Source organism: Burkholderia sp. AcTa6-5, assembly GCF_017815075.1.
Lineage (GTDB): Bacteria > Pseudomonadota > Gammaproteobacteria > Burkholderiales > Burkholderiaceae > Burkholderia > Burkholderia sola.
Map to the genome: position 1 here is coordinate 74,447 of NZ_JAGIQE010000004.1, position 21,256 is coordinate 95,702.

Annotated in this window: 17 protein-coding genes; 13 read left to right on the forward strand and 4 right to left on the reverse strand. The window is 66.3% G+C overall.

The features are described from left to right. Nucleotides 1–6: 6 nt before the first annotated feature. Entirely contained in the window at nucleotides 7–1,026 is a 1,020-nt protein-coding gene (gene araH, locus J8I33_RS07280) for an L-arabinose ABC transporter permease AraH (protein WP_175973718.1), read from the forward strand. Between the two features lie 52 nt (nucleotides 1,027–1,078). Beyond that, nucleotides 1,079–1,981 carry an SMP-30/gluconolactonase/LRE family protein gene (locus tag J8I33_RS07285; RefSeq protein ID WP_209934194.1) on the forward strand — a complete coding sequence of 301 codons (903 nt, stop codon included), beginning with the start codon at nucleotides 1,079–1,081 and terminating at the stop codon, nucleotides 1,979–1,981. A 115-nt stretch (nucleotides 1,982–2,096) separates the two neighbouring features. Here J8I33_RS07285 and J8I33_RS07290 read toward each other — a convergent pair whose 3' ends face one another. Further along, the gene (locus J8I33_RS07290) at nucleotides 2,097–2,354 is read right to left on the reverse strand and encodes a hypothetical protein (RefSeq protein WP_143328922.1); all 258 of its coding nucleotides are present in this window, start codon (nucleotides 2,352–2,354) and stop codon (nucleotides 2,097–2,099) included. Between the two features lie 113 nt (nucleotides 2,355–2,467). After that, nucleotides 2,468–3,688: a DUF6402 family protein gene (locus J8I33_RS07295; RefSeq protein WP_209934201.1), complete on the reverse strand. Its 1,221-nt coding sequence runs from the start codon at nucleotides 3,686–3,688 to the stop codon at nucleotides 2,468–2,470. 283 nt (nucleotides 3,689–3,971) lie between these two features. On the opposite strand from J8I33_RS07295, the gene J8I33_RS07300 reads away from it, so the two are divergent. The 7 genes from J8I33_RS07300 (at nucleotide 3,972) to J8I33_RS07330 (ending at nucleotide 13,328) form a co-directional block, all read left to right on the forward strand. Then, entirely contained in the window at nucleotides 3,972–4,475 is a 504-nt protein-coding gene (locus tag J8I33_RS07300) for a MarR family winged helix-turn-helix transcriptional regulator (RefSeq protein WP_050013425.1), read from the forward strand. 237 nt (nucleotides 4,476–4,712) lie between these two features. After that, nucleotides 4,713–5,543, forward strand: a complete 831-nt coding sequence (locus tag J8I33_RS07305) for a p-hydroxycinnamoyl CoA hydratase/lyase (protein ID WP_059448873.1) — start codon at nucleotides 4,713–4,715, stop codon at nucleotides 5,541–5,543. 66 nt (nucleotides 5,544–5,609) lie between these two features. Further along, a complete protein-coding gene (locus J8I33_RS07310) occupies nucleotides 5,610–7,058 on the forward strand; it encodes an aldehyde dehydrogenase (RefSeq protein ID WP_209934208.1) in 1,449 nt (482 codons plus the stop codon). Then, nucleotides 7,055–8,968: a feruloyl-CoA synthase gene (locus J8I33_RS07315; RefSeq protein ID WP_209934216.1), complete on the forward strand. Its 1,914-nt coding sequence runs from the start codon at nucleotides 7,055–7,057 to the stop codon at nucleotides 8,966–8,968. The genes J8I33_RS07310 and J8I33_RS07315 overlap by 4 nt, the downstream gene beginning before the upstream one ends. 182 nt (nucleotides 8,969–9,150) lie before the next feature. Beyond that, nucleotides 9,151–10,356: a 3-(3-hydroxy-phenyl)propionate transporter MhpT gene (gene mhpT / locus J8I33_RS07320; protein ID WP_050013421.1), complete on the forward strand. Its 1,206-nt coding sequence runs from the start codon at nucleotides 9,151–9,153 to the stop codon at nucleotides 10,354–10,356. Between the two features lie 65 nt (nucleotides 10,357–10,421). Further along, complete coding sequence (locus tag J8I33_RS07325) at nucleotides 10,422–11,570, forward strand: porin (protein WP_050013420.1); 1,149 nt, start codon at nucleotides 10,422–10,424, stop codon at nucleotides 11,568–11,570. Between the two features lie 33 nt (nucleotides 11,571–11,603). Next, entirely contained in the window at nucleotides 11,604–13,328 is a 1,725-nt protein-coding gene (locus J8I33_RS07330) for a tannase/feruloyl esterase family alpha/beta hydrolase (protein WP_209924981.1), read from the forward strand. A 63-nt stretch (nucleotides 13,329–13,391) separates the two neighbouring features. Here J8I33_RS07330 and J8I33_RS07335 read toward each other — a convergent pair whose 3' ends face one another. Continuing rightward, nucleotides 13,392–13,868 carry an Lrp/AsnC family transcriptional regulator gene (locus J8I33_RS07335; RefSeq protein ID WP_209924982.1) on the reverse strand — a complete coding sequence of 159 codons (477 nt, stop codon included), beginning with the start codon at nucleotides 13,866–13,868 and terminating at the stop codon, nucleotides 13,392–13,394. A gap of 177 nt (nucleotides 13,869–14,045) precedes the next feature. Between J8I33_RS07335 and J8I33_RS07340 the strand changes: the two genes are divergently transcribed. Then, a complete protein-coding gene (locus J8I33_RS07340) occupies nucleotides 14,046–15,278 on the forward strand; it encodes a diaminopropionate ammonia-lyase (protein WP_209934222.1) in 1,233 nt (410 codons plus the stop codon). Between the two features lie 29 nt (nucleotides 15,279–15,307). After that, complete coding sequence (locus tag J8I33_RS07345) at nucleotides 15,308–16,492, forward strand: M20 aminoacylase family protein (RefSeq protein ID WP_209934230.1); 1,185 nt, start codon at nucleotides 15,308–15,310, stop codon at nucleotides 16,490–16,492. Nucleotides 16,493–16,616: 124 nt separating this feature from the next. Here J8I33_RS07345 and J8I33_RS07350 read toward each other — a convergent pair whose 3' ends face one another. Beyond that, on the reverse strand, nucleotides 16,617–17,978 hold the full coding sequence (locus J8I33_RS07350) for an aspartate aminotransferase family protein (protein ID WP_209924984.1): 1,362 nt from the start codon (nucleotides 17,976–17,978) through the stop codon (nucleotides 16,617–16,619). Between the two features lie 436 nt (nucleotides 17,979–18,414). Here J8I33_RS07350 and J8I33_RS07355 point away from each other — a divergent pair, with 436 nt between their 5' ends. After that, entirely contained in the window at nucleotides 18,415–18,993 is a 579-nt protein-coding gene (locus J8I33_RS07355) for a hypothetical protein (protein WP_209934233.1), read from the forward strand. Nucleotides 18,994–19,256: 263 nt separating this feature from the next. Further along, nucleotides 19,257–21,254: a glycoside hydrolase family 28 protein gene (locus J8I33_RS07360; protein WP_209934234.1), complete on the forward strand. Its 1,998-nt coding sequence runs from the start codon at nucleotides 19,257–19,259 to the stop codon at nucleotides 21,252–21,254. Nucleotides 21,255–21,256 lie beyond the last annotated feature (2 nt).

The following is a 21,256-nucleotide window of genomic DNA, read 5'->3' on the forward strand; positions in this document are numbered from 1 at the left end:
AACGTTATGAGCCAGGCAATGCAACCCCAACGTACTTCCCCCTCCCCGGATACGCCCGCCGTGCCCGCGCGCGCGCGCGGCGGCGTGTGGCAGTTGATCAACCGCTCCGGCATCGTGATGGTGTTTCTGGTGCTGTTCGCGACGCTGTCGCTGACCGTGCCGGACTTCCTCACGCCGCGCAACATCCAGGGCCTGCTGCTATCGGTCACGCTGATCGGTTCGATCTCGGTGACGATGATGTTCGTGCTCGCGCTCGGCGAAGTCGACCTGTCGGTCGCGTCGATCGTCGCGTTCTCGGGTGTGGTCGCATCGACGCTGATTACCGCGACGCACAGCATCGTGCTCGGCGTCGCGGCCGGCGTGCTCGCCGGCGGCGCGGTGGGGCTCGTGAACGGCGTGCTGATTGCGCGCTACCGGATCAACTCGCTGATCGTCACGCTCGCGATGATGGAAGTCGTGCGCGGGCTCGCATTCATCACGTCGAACGGCGACGCGGTGATGATCTCGGAAGAGCGCTTCTTCGATCTCGGCGGCGGGTCGTTCCTCGGCATCTCGTTTCCGATCTGGAGCAATATCATCGGCTTCGTCGTGTTCGGCTTTTTGCTGCGCAAGACGGTGTTCGGCAAGAACGTGCTGGCCGTCGGCGGCAACGGCGAGGCCGCGCTGCTCGCGGGGCTGCCGGTGATGCGCATCAAGATCGCCGTGTTCGTGCTGCAGGGGCTCGTGACCGGCTTCGCCGGCGTGATGCTCGCGTCGCGGATGAGCCTCGGCGACCCGAAGACATCGGTCGGCCTCGAACTCGGCGTGATCTCCGCGTGCGTGCTCGGCGGCGTGTCGCTGACGGGCGGCGTCGCGACGATCTCCGGCGTGCTGGTCGGCGTGCTGATCATGGGCTCCGTGCAGGACGCGATGAGCCTGCTGAACGTGCCGACCTTTTACCAATATCTGATACGCGGCGGAATTCTGTTGCTCGCGGTGCTGTTCGACCAGTATCGTCGCAACCAGCGGCGCGCGATGAAGATCTGACCCCTGGCGAACGCGCGACCGCCTGCATAAGCGACAGATATCGGGAGACGGCATGCAACAGATTCATCCTGCCACGCAGGCGACGCTGCTGGCGGACAGCCGCAACACGCTCGGCGAAGGCGCGACGTGGTGCGACGCGACGCACGCGTTGTACTGGGTGGATATCGAAGGCGCGCAGCTGTGGCGCTGCTGCGCGGATGGTTCGGACCTCGCGCAGTGGGCGATGCCCGAGCGGCTCGCGTGCTTTGCGCTGACCGACGATCCGGACGTGCTGCTCGTCGGGCTCGCTACGCATCTCGCGTTCCTTGATCTGCGCAGCGGCGCGTTCACGCGGATCGTCGACGTCGAGCCCGATTTGCCGACGCGGCTCAACGACGGGCGCTGCGACGGTTCCGGCGCGTTCGTGTTCGGGATGAAGGACGAAGGTGGCGATCCGCCGCGCGCGGTCGGCGGGTTTTATCGGCTCAATCCGGACCTCACGCTCGAGCGGCTTGCGCTGCCGCCGGCCGCGATCGCGAACAGCATCGGGTTCTCGCCGGATGGGTCGAAGATGTATTTCTGTGATTCGCTGGTGCGCGAGATTTTTGTGTGCGATTACCGGGCGGGTGGCGACGTCGCGAACGTGCGGTCGTTCGCGCGGCTGACGGATGTGGACGGAGATCCGGACGGCTCGATCGTCGATCGTGATGGCGGGCTGTGGAATGCGCAGTGGGGTGGGCGGCGGGTGGTGCGTTATGGGCCGGGCGGGGTCGAGACGGATCGCGTTGAAGTGCCGACCGCGCAGCCGAGTTGCGTTGCGATCGATGGTGACGGCCGGTTGTATGTGACGAGTGCACGTGTTGGCCTGAGCGATGATGCGCTGGCCGGCGATGCGCACGCCGGCGGTGTGTTCGTCGCGCAGACGCGGTATGTGGGGCTGCCGACTGCGCGGTTTGCCGGGACACGTACTGGATGAATGGCGGATGTGGACGGCAGGTGCTATCGGCTGGCAACCCGAAATGGCGCAGAACAACGAAAGCCCCCGGCTTGTGAAGGATCGGGGGCTTTTCTTTTACACGCAATCACCACAATTAAAATAAAGGTAGTCGGGCACGAATCCAATCCCACTTGGTAGGCGGAATCGCAAGCAACTGCATCACATCACTGCTCGAGCTATCGTAAAATATGATTCCACCGACACCATCTACCAGTTCTCGCTCGGTTGCTGAATTTACATAGTATGAAAAATAGCGTTGAGCGCGCAATTCTCCGGTTCCGTCAAAAAGCTGAAGCCTCACTTCATGCCCATTCCGAACATTCGCTCCACACAACTTTGCGTAATATTCCATGCCTCCAAATTCCTTCTTCCCCCCATTCAGTTCCTTTTCAAAAAAATCACACCGACCATAATTTGGTCTGCTCATATGAATGGAAAAGCCAATCAGAAAAAACAGAAGAATGGCTAGCCCAGTGATTCGGAGGGCGCTAATCTGCATATTTCACCAAGTTTTATTTCGACAGGTTTCTTCAACTTTAGATAGACGGGTTTTGAATATATCATAAAGTCCCCGCCCCTATGATGCTTGGCGCGCCATCGACTATAGTCGGAGTTGTAGATCGGATAGAACACGTCGGGCTCTTTGAATTTCCCGAAAAGGCTCTTTCTCGTGTCCACGGGCTTGTTGATGCTTTTTACCCAGATATCCACATCAGTATCGCGCTTTGGCGAACTAGACGCCGACTCACTTATCACGGGCCCCGGCGCGATGATCACGCCACGCTTATTCCAATGCCCCAAATATTGAATTCCATTAAATGAGTAGTTGTCTTTGACGTAAAGGTACACATGCGTAATTTTTCCGATGGCGTCTACGCAATAAAAATTGCTCGTTTTCTCATATCTGAAATATTTTTCACCAGTGATCTCAAGATTGCCTATGGCTGAATATATATTAAAATTCGCCAAGGCTCCCGTGAGATCCGTCGGTGCGAGATTTTCGAGTGTGTCCCAATTGCTGATTGAAGCAAGCTGGAATTGCCAATCTATATGAAAATGACGAATGTCAGACAAAAATTGAGTCGTATTGATATTGAGGTTTGCCTGTCGATCTTCTGAAAACATCTTGTTAATTTTTGCAAGAATTTTTGTTTTTGCTTCGACTATGGCGGCGTCTCGATAAATATCCTCGGAAAGAAGCTTTTCATATTTCCTCCGAACACTTCCAAATTTCAATGTCCAGTCAAGAGTTACGCTATCGTTGTTTATTGGTTGAATTGACTTGGCATTGTCATTATAAATGTGCTCGGCACTCGCAAACCAAGTGCGTGCGAGTTTGGCTGACACTCTCCAGCCCAAGTTATCCATCGCAATAGCTACATCTTGTAAATCAAAGGGCGGGGGATTCTCGCAAACTTCGGCCTCGTCCTGCTTTGGTGGTTCTTTGGTCTTCGGCTGTTGCTTCGACTGCGGTGCTTCTGCTTGCTTTCGAGTTTTGGGCGGCTTCACTACCGGCTTTGGTGGCAGTGGAGGCGGCGGCTTTTCGCCTGGAGCCAGTTTATCGATCGATACAGTTTTTTGAGTCTCGAGCGGGATGCATCCTTGTGCGCCATCGTACTTTTTCAATTCTGGCCCTAGCAACCCTTTTTGAGGTCTATAGTAAGGAATCTTTTTTACGTCAGCCATAAAATTCTCGTCTCATATTAACCTTTGTTGGTTGCGGTATCGCAGTCACTCCGCCTTGTGAAGATTGGAATGAAGCTGTTCTTTTACCCCATCACGAAGTGACGAACCATTTTCAAGATGAGAATCGATTGTTTTCGGTAATTTAATGGATGTGCGGACCGGTAATTTCGTACTTATACGAGGCAACTGAGAACATGGAGGGACGTTAAGCGTGATGTCGCGACTATGCGTCCGTCCCCCCACCTGCTGGTAAGATGGCCCGCAATTCCACCCAGCCCGCGCCATGAGTTCCACCCCGACCAAGCCCGCCCGTTCGAAACCCGCCGCGAAGAACGTCGCCCGCACGCCGGCCGACAAGCCGAAGCCGCGCGTGCAACAGCGCCTGACCTACGTGATCGGCGGCCTCGACCGGCTGCTGCGCCGCCACATGACCGACGCGCTCGCGCCGCTCGGCATCACGCTCGCGCAGTACACGGCGCTGTCGGTGCTCGAGGCGCGCGGCGCATCGTCGAACGCGCAGTTGGCCGAGCGCTCGTGGATCACACCGCAGTCGGCGAACGAGGTGATGAGCGTGATGGCCGCCCGCGGTTTCGTCACGCGCGAAGCCGACCCGTCGCACGGCCGCATCATCCTGCTGACGCTGACCGATGCAGGCGCGGCGATGCTGCGCGAATGCGAAGCCGTGCTGCGCCCGCTCGAAAAGCGCATGCTCGGCGACATCCCGGCCGACGACGCCGCGCACGTGCAGCGCGCGCTCGAACTGTTCTCGCGCAACCTGCGCGGCTGACCGCTTCCCCGGTTTTCACGACGCGGGCCTGCCGTCAGGCCCGAGCTCGCTTCGTCCACGCCATCGGCGGCCTCCCGACCGCTCCCTGATTTCCCCGCCGCTTTCTCCGCGTCCGCTCCGGGTTTACACCGGCGCTCGTGCCGCTTGCAATATCAGGTAGCCTGATATTAAATGAAGTCGTCCGCAGCAGGGATGCTGCGCACCGAATCGCACTGGAAACGAACGACAGGAACAGACATGAGCAAGTACGACAACCGCTGGCAGACCGTTGAAGTGAAAGTGGAGGCCGGCATCGCGTGGGTGACGTTGAATCGCCCCGAGAAGCGCAACGCAATGAGCCCGACGCTGAACCGGGAGATGCTGGAAGTCCTCGACGCGGTCGAGTTCGACGACGAGGCGAAGGTGCTGGTGCTGACCGGCGCGGGCGCCGCGTGGACGGCCGGCATGGATCTGAAGGAATATTTCCGCGAGATCGATGGCGGCTCCGACGCGCTGCAGGAAAAGGTGCGCCGCGACGCATCGGAATGGCAGTGGCGCCGTTTGCGGATGTACAACAAGCCGACCATCGCGATGGTGAACGGCTGGTGCTTCGGCGGCGGGTTCTCGCCGCTCGTCGCGTGCGACCTCGCGATCGCGGCCGATGAAGCGGTGTTCGGGCTGTCGGAGATCAACTGGGGCATCCCGCCGGGCAACCTCGTCAGCAAGGCGATGGCCGACACGGTCGGGCACCGCCGCGCGCTGCACTACATCATGACCGGCGATACGTTCACCGGCGTGGAAGCGGCGGAGATGGGCCTCGTGAACAGCAGCGTGCCGCTCGCCGGGCTGCGCGACGCGACGATCGCGCTGGCCGCGCGGCTGATGGACAAAAACCCGGTCGTGCTGCGCGCGGCGAAGCACGGCTTCAAGCGTTCGCGCGAACTCACGTGGGAGCAGTGCGAGGATTACCTGTATGCGAAGCTCGACCAGGCGCAGTTGCGCGACCCGGAGCGCGGCCGCGAACAGGGGCTGAAGCAGTTCCTCGACGACAAGACGATCAAGCCGGGCCTGCAGGCATACAAGCGCTGAGACAAGCGCGGACGCAGCCGCCGGCTTCCCCGCCGGCGTAATCGCAAGAGACAGGCAGGAGACGACATGACCGACAGACGGATGCTGATCGGCGGCGAGTGGTGCAACGCCCGCGACGGCCGCACCTTCGACCGCTTCAACCCCGCGACGGGCGCGCTCGCATCGCGCGCGCCGGCGGCCGGCGTGGCCGACGCCGACGCGGCGATCGACGCCGCGCATCGCGCGTTCCCCGCGTGGGCGGCACTCGCGCCGACCGAACGGCGCCGCCGGCTGCTGAAGGCGGCCGACCTGATGGACGCGCGCATCGACGAGATCATCGCGACCGGCGTCGCCGAAACCGGCGCGACGCCCGGCTGGCTCGGCTTCAACGCGACGCTCGCGGCGAACATGCTGCGCGAGGCCGCGTCGATGACGACGCAGATCGCCGGCGACGTGATCCCGTCCGACGTACCGGGCAACCTCGCGCTCGCGATGCGCGTGCCGTGCGGCGTGGTGCTCGGCATCGCGCCGTGGAACGCGCCGGTGATCCTCGGCACACGGGCGCTGGCGATGCCGCTCGCGTGCGGCAACACGGTCGTGCTGAAGGCGTCCGAGGCGTGCCCCGGTGTGCACGCGCTGATCGGTGCGGTGCTGGACGAGGCAGGGCTCGGCGCGGGCGTGGTCAACGTGATCACGCACGCGGCGGCCGATGCGCCTGAGCTCGTCGAGCGGATGATCGCGCATCCGCACGTGAAGCGGATCAACTTCACCGGGTCGACGCACGTCGGCCGCATCATCGCGCGCCACGCGGCCGTGCACCTGAAACCCGTGCTGCTCGAACTCGGCGGCAAGGCGCCGGTGCTCGTGCTCGACGATGCCGATCTCGATGCGGCCGTCGACGCGATCGCGTTCGGCGCATTCTTCAACCAGGGGCAGATCTGCATGTCGACCGAGCGCGTGATCGCCGCACGGCCGATCGCCGACGCCCTCGTCGAGCGGCTCGCCGCGAAGGCGCGCACGCTGGTCGCGGGCGATCCGCTGGCCGGTCATGCGCTCGGCACGATGGTCGATGCGTCGGCTGCCGCGCGCGCGGCGTCGCTGGTCGAGGATGCGCGTGCGCTTGGCGCGCAACTGCCGCTCGGCTGCCGTGTGGAAGGCGCGACGATGCAGCCGGCGATCGTCGACGGCGTGACGCGCGACATGCGGCTCTATCGCGAGGAGTCCTTTGCACCGGTCGTCGCGATCCTGCGTGCGGACAGCGACGACGAAGCGGTGGCGCTCGCGAACGACAGCGAATTCGGGCTGTCGGCGAGCGTGTTCAGCCGCGATATCGCACGTGCGATGGCGGTCGCGCGCCGGATCGAATCGGGGATCTGCCACGTCAACGGGCCGACCGTGCACGACGAAGCGCAGATGCCGTTCGGCGGCACGAAGGCGAGCGGCTACGGCCGCTTCGGCAGCCGCGCGTCGATCGCCGAATTCACCGAGCTGCGCTGGATCACCGTGCAGACCGCGCCGCGCCACTACCCGATATGAGCGAGCCGACGATGAATGCAGAGAAGGCGCCGCTTCAGGTCGGCCAACACGCCGACGCCGACGCCGTGCGCTATCGCGCGGCCGCCGTCGCGGTCGGCGCGGCCGAGATTCGCCGCGCCGACGACGGTACCTGGTACCTGCGCTCGCGCGAGCCGCTCGGCGATTACCCGACGCGCATCACCGACTGCCTCGTGCGCGGCGCGCACGCGCATCCCGACCGCGTGCTGGCCGCGCGGCGTGGCGCCGATGGCCGCTGGATCGAGATCACGTACGCGCAGATGCTCGAACGCGCGCGCGTGCTCGGCCAGGGCCTCGTCGATCTCGGGCTGTCGGCCGAGCGTCCGCTCGCGGTGCTGTCCGGCAACGATCTCGAGCATTTGCAGATGATGTTCGCGGCGATGCTGGCCGGCGTGCCGTATTCGCCGATTTCGCCCGCGTATTCGCTGGTGTCGACCGACTACGGCAAGTTGCGTCACACGCTCGGCGTGCTGCGGCCGGGCGCGGTGTTCGTCGCCGAACGTGCGCCGTTCGCGCGTGCGCTCGATGCGACGTTGCCGGCCGATGCAACGCTGATCGTGGCCCGCGACGCCGATGCGCAAACCGATGTCGAGAGCCGCACAGTGCCGCTGTCGCGCCTGCTCGCCACCGTTCCGCGCACGATCGACGCGATCCACGCGGCGGTCGGCCCCGACCATCTCGCGAAGATCCTGTTTACGTCCGGTTCGACGAAGCAGCCGAAGGCGGTGCCGACCACGCACCGGATGCTGTGCAGCAACCAGCAGATGCTGCGGCAGACGATGCCGGAACTCACGCGCGAGCCGCCGGTGCTGGTCGACTGGCTGCCGTGGAATCACACGTTCGGCGGCAGTCACAACCTCGGCATCGCGCTGTACAACGGCGGCACGCTGTATATCGACGACGGCCGCCCGATGCCCGGCCGCTTCGACGAAACCGTGCGCAACCTGCGCGAGATCGCGCCGACGATCTACTTCAACGTGCCGAAGGGCTGGGAAGAGCTGACCGCCGCGCTCGAACGCGATGCCGAGCTGCGCGACACGTTCTTCTCGCGCGTGAAGCTGTATTTCTTCGGCGGCGCGGGGCTGTCGCAGGCCGCATGGGACCGGCTCGACCGCGTGACCGAAGCGCATTGCGGCGAGCGCATCCGGATCATGGCCGGCCTCGGGATGACGGAGGCGTCGCCGTCGTGCCTGTTCACGACGGGGCCGCTGATGCGCGCCGGCTATATCGGGCTGCCCGCGCCCGGCTGCGACGCGAAGCTCGTGCCGTGCGGCGGCAAGCACGAACTGCGCTTCAAGGGGCCGAACGTGATGCGCGGCTACTGGCATGCGGACGTCGATCCGCGCGACGTGTTCGACGAAGAAGGCTACTACCGCAGCGGCGACGCGGGCGTCTTTGCCGATCCGCAGCGACCGGAACTCGGGCTGCTGTTCGACGGGCGGCTCACCGAGGACTTCAAGCTGAGCAGCGGCACGTTCGTCAGCGTCGGGCCGTTGCGCGCGAATGCGGTGTCGACCGGCGCGCCGTACGTGCAGGACGTGGTCGTCACCGGGATCAATCGCGACGACATCGGCTTGCTGGTGTTCCCGCGCGTCGATGCGTGCCGTGCGCTGGCGGGGTTGGCGGCCGACGCATCCGTGACCGACGTGCTGCGCGCGCCGGCCGTGCGCGCGGCGTTCGCGACGTGGCTCGCTGCGCTGAACCGGAACGCGAGCGGCGGGTCGACGTTCGTCGCGCGGATCCGGCTGATCGACACGCCGCCGTCGCTCGATCTCGGCGAAGTGACCGACAAGGGTTCGCTGAACCAGGCGGCCGTGCAGAAGCATCGCGCGGCGACGATCGACGCGCTGTACGACCCGGCGCGACGCGATCCCGACGTGATTTACGCGTAAGCAGCACGCACAACGACCGGCCGGCCACGACACCGGCAGGCATTTTTTCGGCCAGTGAATCAGGTTGCCTGATAAAGGCGGCCGTTCATACGACACCTCGCGCGCCGAACCGCCACTGGCCGGCGGCGGCGCGCGGCGGCCGTTGCAGGGCCGACCGACTACAAAGACATGGGAATGGAGACATGAACACTTACGTTGCCGAAAAATCCACGGTCGCGACCACGCTCGCGCTGTGTTTCGCGATCGCTCTCCTCGAAGGGCTCGACCTGCAGTCGGTCGGTGTCGCCGCGCCGCGCATGGCGCGCGAATTCGGGCTGTCCGTGTCGCAGATGGGCATCGCGTTCAGCGCGGGCACCTTCGGGCTGCTGCCGGGCGCGATGCTCGGCGGGCGGCTCGCCGACCGGATCGGCCGCAAGCGTGTGCTGATCGCATCGGTCGTGCTGTTCGGGCTGCTGTCGATCGCGACGGCGCAGGTATCGACGTTCGCGATGCTCGTCGTCGTGCGCGTGCTGACCGGCATCGGCCTCGGCGGCGCGATGCCGAACCTGATCGCGCTGTCGTCCGAAGCGGTCGAGCCGCGCTCGCGCAGCAGCGCGGTCGCGACGATGTACTGCGGGATCCCGTTCGGCGGCGTGATCGCGTCGGTGATCGGCGTGCTGCTCGCGGGCGACACCGAATGGCGGCACATTTTCTACGTCGGCGGCGTGGGTCCGCTGCTGCTCGTGCCGCTGCTCGTGTGGTGCCTGCCGGAATCGCGCGCGTATCTCGACGTCGCGGGCACGCAGGCATCACGCACGAGCGTCGGGAAGACGCTGTTCGGCGACGGCCGCACGACGTCGACGGTCGCGCTGTGGGTCAGCTACTTCTGCACGCTGATCGTCCTCTACTTCCTGCTGAACTGGCTGCCGTCGCTGATGGCTTCGCGCGGGCTCGATCGCGCACACGTCGGCCTCGTGCAGATCGCGTTCAACGTCGGCGCGGGGCTCGGCGCGCTCGGCATCGGCGCGGCGCTCGACCGGATGCGCGCGTCGCGCGTGGTCGGCGGCATGTATGTCGGGATCGTGCTGTCGCTCGCCGCGCTCGCGGCCGCGCCCGGTTTCGCGTCGCTCGCGGCGGCCGCGTTCGCGGCGGGGATGTTCGTCGTCGGCGGGCAGTCGGTGCTGTATGCGCTCGCGGCGATCTACTACCCGACCGCGATGCGCGGCACCGGCGTCGGCGCGGCGGTGGCCGTCGGCCGGCTCGGCTCCGTCGTCGGGCCGCTCGCGGCCGCGACGCTGCTGGCCGCGGGCCGCAGCGCGCCGGTCGTGATCGGCGCGAGCATCCCCGTCACGCTCGTCGCGGCCTTCGCTGCATTCGTGCTGATTCGTCGCCCGCAAGCCGACGACTGACGTTTCGTTTTTTCAAGGCGCGCCGTCAGAGCGCGCAATTCAACACGGTCTGGAGACGCAACGAAATGAAGACGAAGACAAGGAACGGCCTGCTGGCCGCCGGCGCGTGCTGCGCGCTTGCCGCGCCGGGCGCGCACGCGCAGTCGAGCGTGACGCTGTACGGGATCATCGACACGGGCGTCGAGTTCGTGTCGCACGCGAACGCGGCCGGCGACCACGTCGTGCGGATGCCGGGCGTGACGGGCGAGCTGCCGTCGCGCTGGGGGCTGCGCGGCACCGAGGATCTCGGCGGCGGCTACCAGGCGGTGTTCACGCTCGAAAGCGGCTTCAACGTACGCGGCGGCGATCTCGGCCAGGGCGGCCGGCTGTTCGGGCGCCAGGCCTTCGTCGGGCTGAAGAGCGGCTTCGGTACGCTCGCGTTCGGCCGTCAGTACACGATGACCTATCTCGCGCTGCAGGGCGCGGACATCATCGGCCCCGACATCTACGGGCTCGGCTCGTTCGACGCGTACGTGCCGAACGGCCGCGCCGACAACGCGGTGACCTACGTCGGCGCGTATCGCGGCGTGACGTTCGGCGCCGCGTATTCGTTCGGCCGCGACGGCGCGGGCACCGGCAACTCGCCGGGGCAGGGCACGTGCGCGGGGCAGGTGCCGGGCGACGCGGTGCAGTGCCGCAACTGGTCGGTGATGCTCAAGTACGACAGCGCGTACTTCGGTGCGGCGGCATCGTACGAGGAACAGCGCGGCGGCACCGGCGCGGCCGCCAACTTCTTCGACGGCGTGGCGCCCGTTCCCTTCACGAGCAGCGGCGGCAAGGATGCGCGTACGCACGTGAGCGCGTATGCGCAGGCGGCCGGCGCGAAGATCGGCGCGGGCTGGATCGGGCGGCGCGTGTCGACCGGTTCGCCGGCCGCGCCCGGCGCGCATTCGGACCTGTTCTTCGTCGGCGCGTCGTATGCGGTGAAGCCCGATTTCATCGTCGACGGCGAAGGCTACCGGATCGTCAACAGCGCGCACGACACGCGCGCGACGATGGCCACGCTGCGCGCGACTTATCTGCTGACCAAGCGCACGGCCGTCTATGCGCAATCGTCGTATCTGTGGAACAGCGCGCACGCGCGCTACTCGGTCAGCGGCGGCGGGCCCGGCACGACGCCCGGCGCAGGGATGGGGCAGCTCGGCGCGATGGTCGGCGTGCGGCACATGTTCTGATTCAGCGGCGTGACGAACCGAATGGGAGTTATCTTGAACAGGAAATCTGCATTCCTCTGTATTGCGCCGCTGTCCGCCGCCGCCCTGCTCGCCGGTTGCGGCGGCGACGATTCGATCAGCGCGCCGCCCACGCACCTGAGCGCCGCGACGCCGGCCGCGATGGCGCAGACCTGCGACGCGCTCGCCGCGAAGCTCGCGTATGCGAACACGTCGTTCACGTCGGTGACGACCGCGGCGGCCGGCGCGCTGACGGTGGCCGGCAAGCCGGTCGCCGAGCACTGCGTGATCGCGGGGAAAATGAACGAGCGCGTGAGCGCGGTGGACGGCAAGACCTATGCGATCGGCTTCGAGATGCGCTTGCCGAAAGCATGGAACGGCCGCTTCTTTTACCAGGCGAACGGCGGGCTCGACGGCAACGTCGTGACCGCGACCGGCGAGATCGGCGGCGGCGGGCCGCTGACCAACGCGCTGAACCAGGGTTTCGCGGTGATCAGCTCGGACTCCGGGCACAGCGCCGCGCAGAATCCGCTGTTCGGCCTCGATCCGCAGGCGCGGATCGACTACGGCTACGGCGCCGTCGACGCGCTGACGCCGATGGCGAAGCAGGTGATCCGGCTCGCGTACGGCAAGGCGCCCGATCGCAGCTATTTCGGCGGCTGCTCGAACGGCGGCCGTCACGCGATGGTCACGGCGGTGCGCAATCCGGCCGACTACGACGGCATCATCGCGGGCGATCCGGGCTTCCATCTGCCGAAGGCGGCGATCGGCGAGATGTACGGCGCGCAGCAGTTCGCGAAGATCGCATCGGCCACGGGAACGAACGGGTTGCCGGATATCCGCAGCGGTTTCAACGATGCGGAACGCCAGTTCGTCGGCGCGAAGATTCTCGAAAAATGCGACGTGCTCGACGGCGCGGCCGACGGGATGGTGCAGGACGTCGCCGCGTGCCAGGCGCACTTCAGCGTCGATGCCGATGTTCCCACCTGCGCGAATGGCACGCGCACCGGGTCGTGCCTGACGCCTGCGCAGAAAACCGCGCTGGAGAACGTGTTCGCCGGGGCGCGCAACAGCGCGGGCACGGCGCTGTACGCGAGCTTTCCGTACGATCCGGGCCTGTCGGGCCCTGGCTGGGCTGCATGGAAGCAGTCGAACTCGATCATGCTCGACCCGGCCGCGATGGCGTTCACGTTCATGACGCCGCCGAAAACCGCCGCGGTGCTCGCGAACCTCGCCGGCTTCGCGCTCGGCTTCGACATGGACAACGATGCGCCGGCAATCTTCGCGACGAACGGCACTTATACGCAATCGTCATGGTCGTTCATGACGCCGCCCGACGAGACGAACCTCGCCGCGCTGAAGTCGCGCGGCGCGAAGCTGCTCGTCTATCACGGCACGGGCGACCCGGTGTTCTCGTTCAACGACACGCGCGACTGGTACGCGCAGGTCGCGCAGGCGAACGGAGGCGATGCGTCGAGCTTCGCACGCTTCTATCCGGTGCCGGGGATGAACCACTGCTCCGGCGGGCCGGCCGCCGACCAGTTCGACATGCTGACGCCGCTCGTCGCGTGGGTCGAACAGGGGCAGGCGCCCGCGGCGGTCGTGGCTGCCGCGCGCGACACGGCGAACGCGGTGCCGAACGCGGACGTGCCCGCGTCGTGGGGCGCGGGGCGTACGCGGCCGCTGTGCCCGTATCCGCAGGTTGCGCGCTACAACGGTTCGGGCGACTTGAACTCGGCGGCGAGCTTCAGTTGTCGCTGACGTAGCCGTCGATGGGAAGCGGCCGGCGCACGCTGTCACGCGCCGGCCGCTTCATCGCTGCATTCACTCGCCGGGGTCGACCGGCACGTCGAGCCCGACCTTCACGCGGCTCATGCTGACCAGCGTCTTGAACCGCTTCACGTTGTTGTTCGCGAAGAACAGCTCGCGCGTGAGCGCGTTGTACTGATCCATGTTGCGCACCGCGAGGATCAGCACGAAATCCCATTCTCCCGTCACGTAGTAGCACTGCTGGATCTGCGGGCAGCGCTCGAACGCGCGTTTCATCGCGTCGAGCTGGTCGATCTGCTCGCTCTCGACCTCGACGTTCACGACGATCGTCAGCGGATGATCGACCTTGTCCGGCGCGACGATGGCCGTATAACGCTCGATCACGCCCGCTTCCGCGAGACGCCGCAGCCGCCGGTTCACGGCAGCGGTCGACAGGTTGACGCGCGCGCCGAGCTCGGCCTGCGGCGTCTGCGCGTCGCGCTGGACTTCCATCAGCAGCTTGCGATCGAACGCATCGAGTGGAGTCGTCATGATGGCGCGCGCAACCTCGAAAGAATGAGAAATTTTTGCGTCGAAGTGGTCGATTTGGCGATTTCGTTCACCCGCCTGCGCAATATTATTTTTCCAACCGACGGCGCGCAACCCGCGCCTGCCCGACCCGACTCACCCGACGGACCGCCCGAGGTCCCGCTTCCGGAGCCTTTCGCCATGCTGATCGCCAACCCGCGCGCGTCGCGCACCGCCTACCCGAACGCGCTGCGCCGCGTGATGAACATCGCGTCGGCCGACGAAAGCGGCGCATGGCTCGCGCACTGGCCGCTCGTCGGCAATGCACGCACGCCGCTGCGCGCGCTGCCCGATCTCGCCGCGCGGCTCGGCGTCGCGAGCGTCAGCGTGAAGGACGAGTCGTGCCGTTCGCCGCTCGGCAGCTTCAAGGCACTCGGCGCGCCGATCGCGCTGGTGCGGCTCGTGAAGCGGCTGCGCCGCACGCAGGCACTCGATCCGCAAGGGCTCGTCACCGGCCGCTACGCGTCGGCGCTGGCCGACCTGACGGTGATCAGCGCGACCGACGGCAATCACGGCCGCGCGCTGGCTGCCGCCGCGCGTGCGATCGGCTGCGGCTGCGTGATCGTGCTGCACGCGCACGTCGACGCCGAGCGCGAACGCGCGATCTCCGCGTACGGCGCGCGGATCGTGCGCATCGCGGGGAACTATGACGAATCGGTCGTCTGCGCGGCGCAGCTCGCGCAGGCGAACGGCTGGTACGTCGTGTCGGATACGTCGTACGACGGCTACGAAGCGATTCCGCGCGACGTGATGCAGGGCTACGGCGTGATCGCCGCCGAAGCGGCCGCGCAGGCCGCGGAGGACGACGGGCGGCCGTTCACGCACGTGTTCCTGCAAGGCGGCGTGGGCGGCCTCGCCGCGGGCGTCGCGAGTTACCTGTGGGAGCGTGACGGCGTGCAGCGGCCGCGCTTTGTCGTCGTCGAGCCGCGCCAGGCCGACTGCCTGTACCAGAGCGCGCTGGCCGGCCGCGCGACGAAGGCGAGCGGCAGCGTCGATTCGGTGATGGCCGGGCTCGCGTGCGGCGAGGCGTCGCCGCTCGCATGGGATTTTCTCGAGATGTGCATCGACCACTTCATGCTGATCGACGACGCGGACGCGGTGCAGGCGATGCGCGGCCTCGCGGCCGGCAGCGAACGCGACGTGCCGCTCGTCGCCGGCGAATCGGGCGCGGCCGGTGTGGCGGGGCTGGCCGTGTTGATGCGCGACCCGGCGCGCGCGCGGCAGGTCGGGCTCGACGCGAACGCGCGCGTGCTGGCGATCAACACGGAAGGGGCGACCGCGCCGTCCGTGTACCGGAACTGCGTCGGCGAGACGGCCGATGCGGTGCTCGCGCGCCAGCGCGACTGGCTGAGCCGCGCGGCGGCGGCGGCCTGAACGACATGACCACCGACGAGGCGAACGCAATGGATGCAATCGACGCAACGGCAGAAAGCACGCTGCAGGGCCGACTGAAGACCTGGCGCAGGTATCTGCACCAGCACCCGGAAACCGGATTCGAAGAGGTGAACACGTCGGACTACGTCGCGCGGATCCTGACGACGCTCGGGCTCGACGTGCATCGCGGCATCGGCGGCACGGGGCTCGTCGCGAACCTGACGGCCGGCACGGGCCAGCGCACGATCGGCATTCGCGCGGACATGGACGCGCTGAACATCGTCGAGCACGCGCCGGGCCGCGAACACGTGTCGCGCACGCCCGGCAAGATGCATGCGTGCGGGCACGACGGCCACATGTCGATGGTGCTCGGCGCCGCGCAACTGCTGGCCGAGCGCAAGGATTTCGACGGCACGGTGCGCTTCATTTTCCAGCCGGCGGAAGAGCACGGCCGCGGCGCGAAGGCGATGATGGCCGACGGGCTGTTCGAGCGCTTTCCGGTCGACGCGATCTTCGGTGCGCACAACATGCCCGGCATGCGCGCGGGCACGTTCGCGACGCGTGCGGGCGGCATCATGGCGAGCGAAGACAATTTCGTGATCCGGATCGACGGGCGCGGCACGCATGCGGCGCGGCCGCACATGGGCATCGATCCGATCGTGATCGGCGCGCAGATCGTGCTCGCGCTGCAGACGATCGTGTCGCGCAATCTCGACCCGGGCCAGCAGGCGGTGATCTCGTGCACGGAATTCATCACCGACGGGCTGCGCAACGTGCTGCCGTCGACGGTGACGATCAAGGGCGACACGCGCAGCTATTCGCGCGACGTGCAGGCGCTGCTGGAGGCGCGGATGCGCGAGATCGGCGAAGGGATCTGCCGTACGCACGGTGCGGCCTGTACGTTCGAGTACACGCACGAGTTCGCGCCGACGGTGAATTCGCCGGAATGGGTCGACACGGCCGTGCAGGCCGCCGCGCACGTCGCGGGCGCCGATGCTGTGAACGCCGACGTGCAGCCGATGATGATCTCGGAGGATTTCGGCGCGTTCCTGCAGGCGGTGCCGGGCAATTTCGTGTTCATCGGCAACGGCGAAGTGGCCGGTCAGGGCGGCGTGCCGCTGCACAACGCGACGTACGATTTCAACGACGAGATCTTGCCGACCGGCGCGCGCTATTTCGCGGAAGTGGCGCGGCGCGCGTTGAAGGCGGTGTAGCGGAGGCGGGTCGCTGCGTATTCGGTTCGCCGCGCGTGCGGCGTACCTTCGTCATTGACGACGCATCGATGCTCGAGCGCACCGGTTTGCCGGCGCGTCGAGGATCGTCCGTCGTCGCATTCGATCAACCGGCCAGTTCACCCAGGCACGCATCGAACTGTGCGACGAGCGTATCGACATCGTCGGCCGTCGTTTGCGGGCACACGAGCATCATGTTGTGGAACGGCGTGATCAGCACGCCGCGATTCAGCAGGTACAGGTGCACGATGTGCTCGAGTTCGCTGTCGAGTTGCGCGCCGGCCAGCGTGCCGTTGCGCGGCGGCACGGGCGCGAACTGAAACTCGGTGCGCGCGCCGATGCGCGTCACGCACCACGGCAGCCGGTGTTTTGCGATCGCCTGGTCGAGCCCAGCCGCGAGCCGTGCGGCGAGTGCGAACATGTACGCATACGCGGCGTCGGTCGCGACTTCGGCAAGCGTCGCGCGCATCGCATGCATCGCGAGCATGTTCGCGGTGAGCGTCGTGCCGATCCCCGAATGGCCGGGCGGCGCGTTCAGCTTCGCCGCTTTCGCGCGTTCCGCGAATGCGGCGCTGAAGCCGTACACCGCGCACGGCACGCCGCCCGCGATCGGCTTGCCGACCACCAGCATGTCCGGTTCGAGGCCGTGCGCGACCGCGTAGCCGCCGGGCCCGCTGCTGATCGTGTGCGTCTCGTCGATCACCAGCAACGTGCCGTGGCGGCGCGTCAGTTCGCGCGCGGCCTCCCAGAAGCCGGGGTCGGGCAGCACCATCCCGATGTTCGTCATCGCGGGCTCGGCGAGCACGCACGCGACGTCGCCGTCCTTCAGCGCCGCTTCGAGCGCGTCCAGATCGTTGAATTCGACGACGCGCGTGTTCGCGAGCAGGTCGTACGACTGCCCGAGCAGACTGTCGCGCTGCACCGGGCGGCCGTCGACGAGATCGACGAACACGTCGTCGACGGTACCGTGATAGCAGCCGTTGAACACGACGATCGTGTTGCGGCCGGTGGCCGCGCGCGCCCAGCGCAGCACGAAGCGGTTCGCGTCGCTCGCGCTCAGCGCGAATTGCCAGACCGGCAGCTGGAAGCGGCGCGCGAGTTCGCGCGACACCCAGGCGGCGTCCTCGCTCGGCAGCATCGTCGTATAGCCGCGCGTGGCCTGCTCGACGAGCGCGCGGGCGACCGGTTCGGGCGCATGGCCGAACATCGCGCCCGTATCGCCGAGGCAGAAGTCGACGTAGCGATGACCGTCGACGTCGATGAACGTCGCGCCGCGTGCTTCCTTCACGTATAGCGAGAACGGGGTCGACCAATCCTGCATCCAGTGCAGCGGCACGCCGAACAGCAAGTGCTCGGACGCTTCCGCGGAGAGTGCGCGGGAGACCGGCATGGCTTCGGTGAACGCGCGGCGCTCGCGATCGAACAGCGCGCGGGCGCGGATGAGGTCGACTCCGTGGTGGGTAGGCAAAGGCAGCTCCTGGCTGGGGGATAGGGGAAACGATAGCGCGGGCAGCAGGGAGCTGAACAGAGGCGGAATTACCGAGGCGGGTCGGCGGCGGCAATTCGCGAGTGCGTTCTATTTGATTTCGAGATGGCACTGGTGAATGAAAACCGTAAAAACCCGTGAAGGTTTCCATGGATTTTTAACGGACTTCCCGCGATCTATCGTTGTTGCATGCCGTGGCGCGGAGGGTTCGCACAACGAGGCCAGTATTGGCTGTTGAGCGAATCCGTTACGTGTTTTCGATCGAATCCAGCCGACTCGACCGCGCGCGCCGCGGCTGGGCGCATCGAATGCCACGGAGATCGCGCCGGTTAATTTCGGGATAAGTGGGTTTCGAATTTTCCGGCAAAGGAAGGCGCGGACGCCCGAATCCCAACCCTCCGGAATGCGGGACTACACAATGAAAATCCGAACTTCTCTCACCGTACTCGTCGCATGTGGCGTCTTGACCGGCATCGCCCATGCGGGCTCGACGTCGCCGCAAGCGGTTGTCAAGAAAATCACGCTGACCGCGCACATCGGCGACAGCCTGTTCGTTTCACAGCCGGACAACACCGCATACGGCGTGGTCGAGCTGAGCGCGACCGACGGCAGGCAACGGACGTTTGCGACGACGCTGCCGATCCGTGTGCGCACGACGAATCCCGATATCAACGTCACGCTGCTGCAGCCGCTGCGCCTGTCGAACGGTCTCGACGATCTTGCCAATACGCAGGTGGTGCTGACGGACAAGGCCGAAGACGCGGAAATCGCGCCCGGCGTTGGCCGCACGCTTATGCTGGTGAAACCGGGGCGGGACGGATTCGACGGCTATGACGAAACCCGCAACGTGAAGGTCAGCGCACAAGCGCCGGCTGTCGGCGGGACGGCACCGATCAACGGGCACTATCGCGGCGATCTGGTGCTGGTGTTCGAGCCGACAGCTTCGGCGGGGCGCGAGCCGACGACGGGAGCAGCGGTCGCGGCGGCTGGCGAGTAGGGGACCTCGCCCCGGCAGACATCGTCGGCCGGGGCTTTTCGATGGAAGTTTTTGCGCATAAACATACGATAACGTATCTCGCGGGACCCGTTCTCAAATGTGAGTGTGCGCACACATACCGTAGATTAGTGCTGTAAATACAGGGTAAACGACAGATACATGTTGCGGCTCAATCGCGTCTAGACTGCTCAATGTAGTACGACGACGTATAAATAGAGATCCGCTATTCGGTGCATCGATACCCCTGCCCTGAAGGAGTGCCCATGGCCGCCCATCGCCGTCGTTCGTCTTCGTCCGTCCGATCGCCTGCATCGAAACGGGTCTCGCGCCGCGCGTTCATCGGCTGGACCGGCGCACTCGCCGGCGGCGCGATGCTCGGCAGCCCATTCGCGGCCCGCCGGGCGCTGGCGGCAGGCGCGACGGCGAATGCGTCGGCGGTCGATCTCGTGTGGGCCGAGCACGGCGCGGCGGCGCGCATCGCGGCGTCGCTCGCGCACGTGTCGCGGCTCGCGCGGCACGGCCGCGACTTCGACGTGACGCACTACGGCGCGCGCCCGTGCGCGACGGTCGCGCAGACGTCGCCGTACCCGGCCGCGAAGTCGCCGGTCAGCCCCGGTTCCGACCTGACGACCGCGCCCGGCGCATTCGATTCGCGCCCGGCGTTTCTCGCGGCGATCGACGCATGCCGGCGCGAAGGCGGTGGCCGCGTCGTCGTGCCGGCCGGCGCCTGGTATTGCGCGGGGCCGATCGTGCTGCAAAGCAACGTCACGTTCCACCTCAGCGCGAACTGCACGATCTACTTCAGCCCGAACCCGGCCGACTACGCGAAGGACGGCCCGGTCGATTGCGGCGCGAACGGCCGGCTGTACTACAGCCGCTGGCAGGCGAACGATTGCCTGAACTACGGCGCGCCCGTCTACGCGCGCAACGCGACGAACATCGCGCTGACCGGCGAAGGCCCGACGTCGGTGCTCAACGGGCAGGCGATGACGCCGTTCTCCGGCAGCGGCGCGAACAGCGTCTGCTGGTGGACCTACAAGGGCTCGTCGGGCGCGTACGGCGCGAGCGCGACGGTGCCGGCCCAGAACACCCCGAACCCGAACAACGTCGACCTGCGGATCGTCGTGCCCGCGATTTCCGACGCGCTTTATGCGCTGCTGACGTCGTCCGTCACGCCATGGCAGCAGGACCAGAACTACCTGCCCGCGCTGTCCGAGGCCGGCGTGGTGGTCGAGAAGCGCATCTTCGGCCTCGGTCACTACCTGCGGCCGTGCATGGTCGAATTCATCGGCTGCACGAACGTGCTGATGGCGAACTACCAGACGCAGAACACGCCGTTCTGGCAGCACCATCCGACCGCGAGCCGCAACGTCGTGATCCGCGGCGTGACGACCAACAGCATCGGCCCGAACAACGACGGCTTCGATCCGGACGCATGCACCGACGTGCTGTGCGAGGACTGCACGTTCAACACCGGCGACGACTGCATCGCGATCAAGTCGGGCAAGGACCGCGACACCGAATACGGGCCCGCGAAGCGGCACCTGATCCGCAACTGCGCGATGAACAGCGGGCACGGCGGCATCACGCTCGGCAGCGAGATGGGCGGCGGCGTCGAGCAGATCTATGCGACGAACCTGTCGATGCTGAACGCGAACTGGCAGACCAACCCGCTGAACATCGCGATTCGCGTGAAGACCAACATGAACCGCGGCGGCTACGTGAAGGATTTCCACGTGAAGGGCGTCACGCTGCCGAACGGCGTGACGCTGAAGGGCGGCGGCTACGGCAGCGCGCTGCTCGCGGGCAGCCCGGTCAACGCGAGCGTGCCGCTCGGCGTGGTCACGCCTGCGGCAGGCAATCCGTCGGCCGCGCAGGGCGGCATCGTCACGTTCGACTGCGACTACCAGCCGGCGAACGACGCGGTGCGCACGCGCGCGCCGGTCGTGCAGAACGTGACGATCTCCGACGTGAAGGCGAGCAACGTGACGCTGAACGGCGTGAGCGCGTCGTGCTTCCAGGCGATCGTCGCGCAGGGGCCAGTCGCGTTCGACTACAACGGCACGCCGCCGACGCCGGCCGTGCAGCCGATTTCCGGCGTGACGATCAGCAACTGCGACTTTGGCACGCCGGTCGCGTCGGGCACGCCGACGGTCACGTCGCCGGGGCCGATCTATGCGTTCAACGTGAGCGCGATGACGCTGACGAACGTGACGATCGCCGGGCAGGTCGTCAACACGACGATCACCGACAAGCGGTGAGA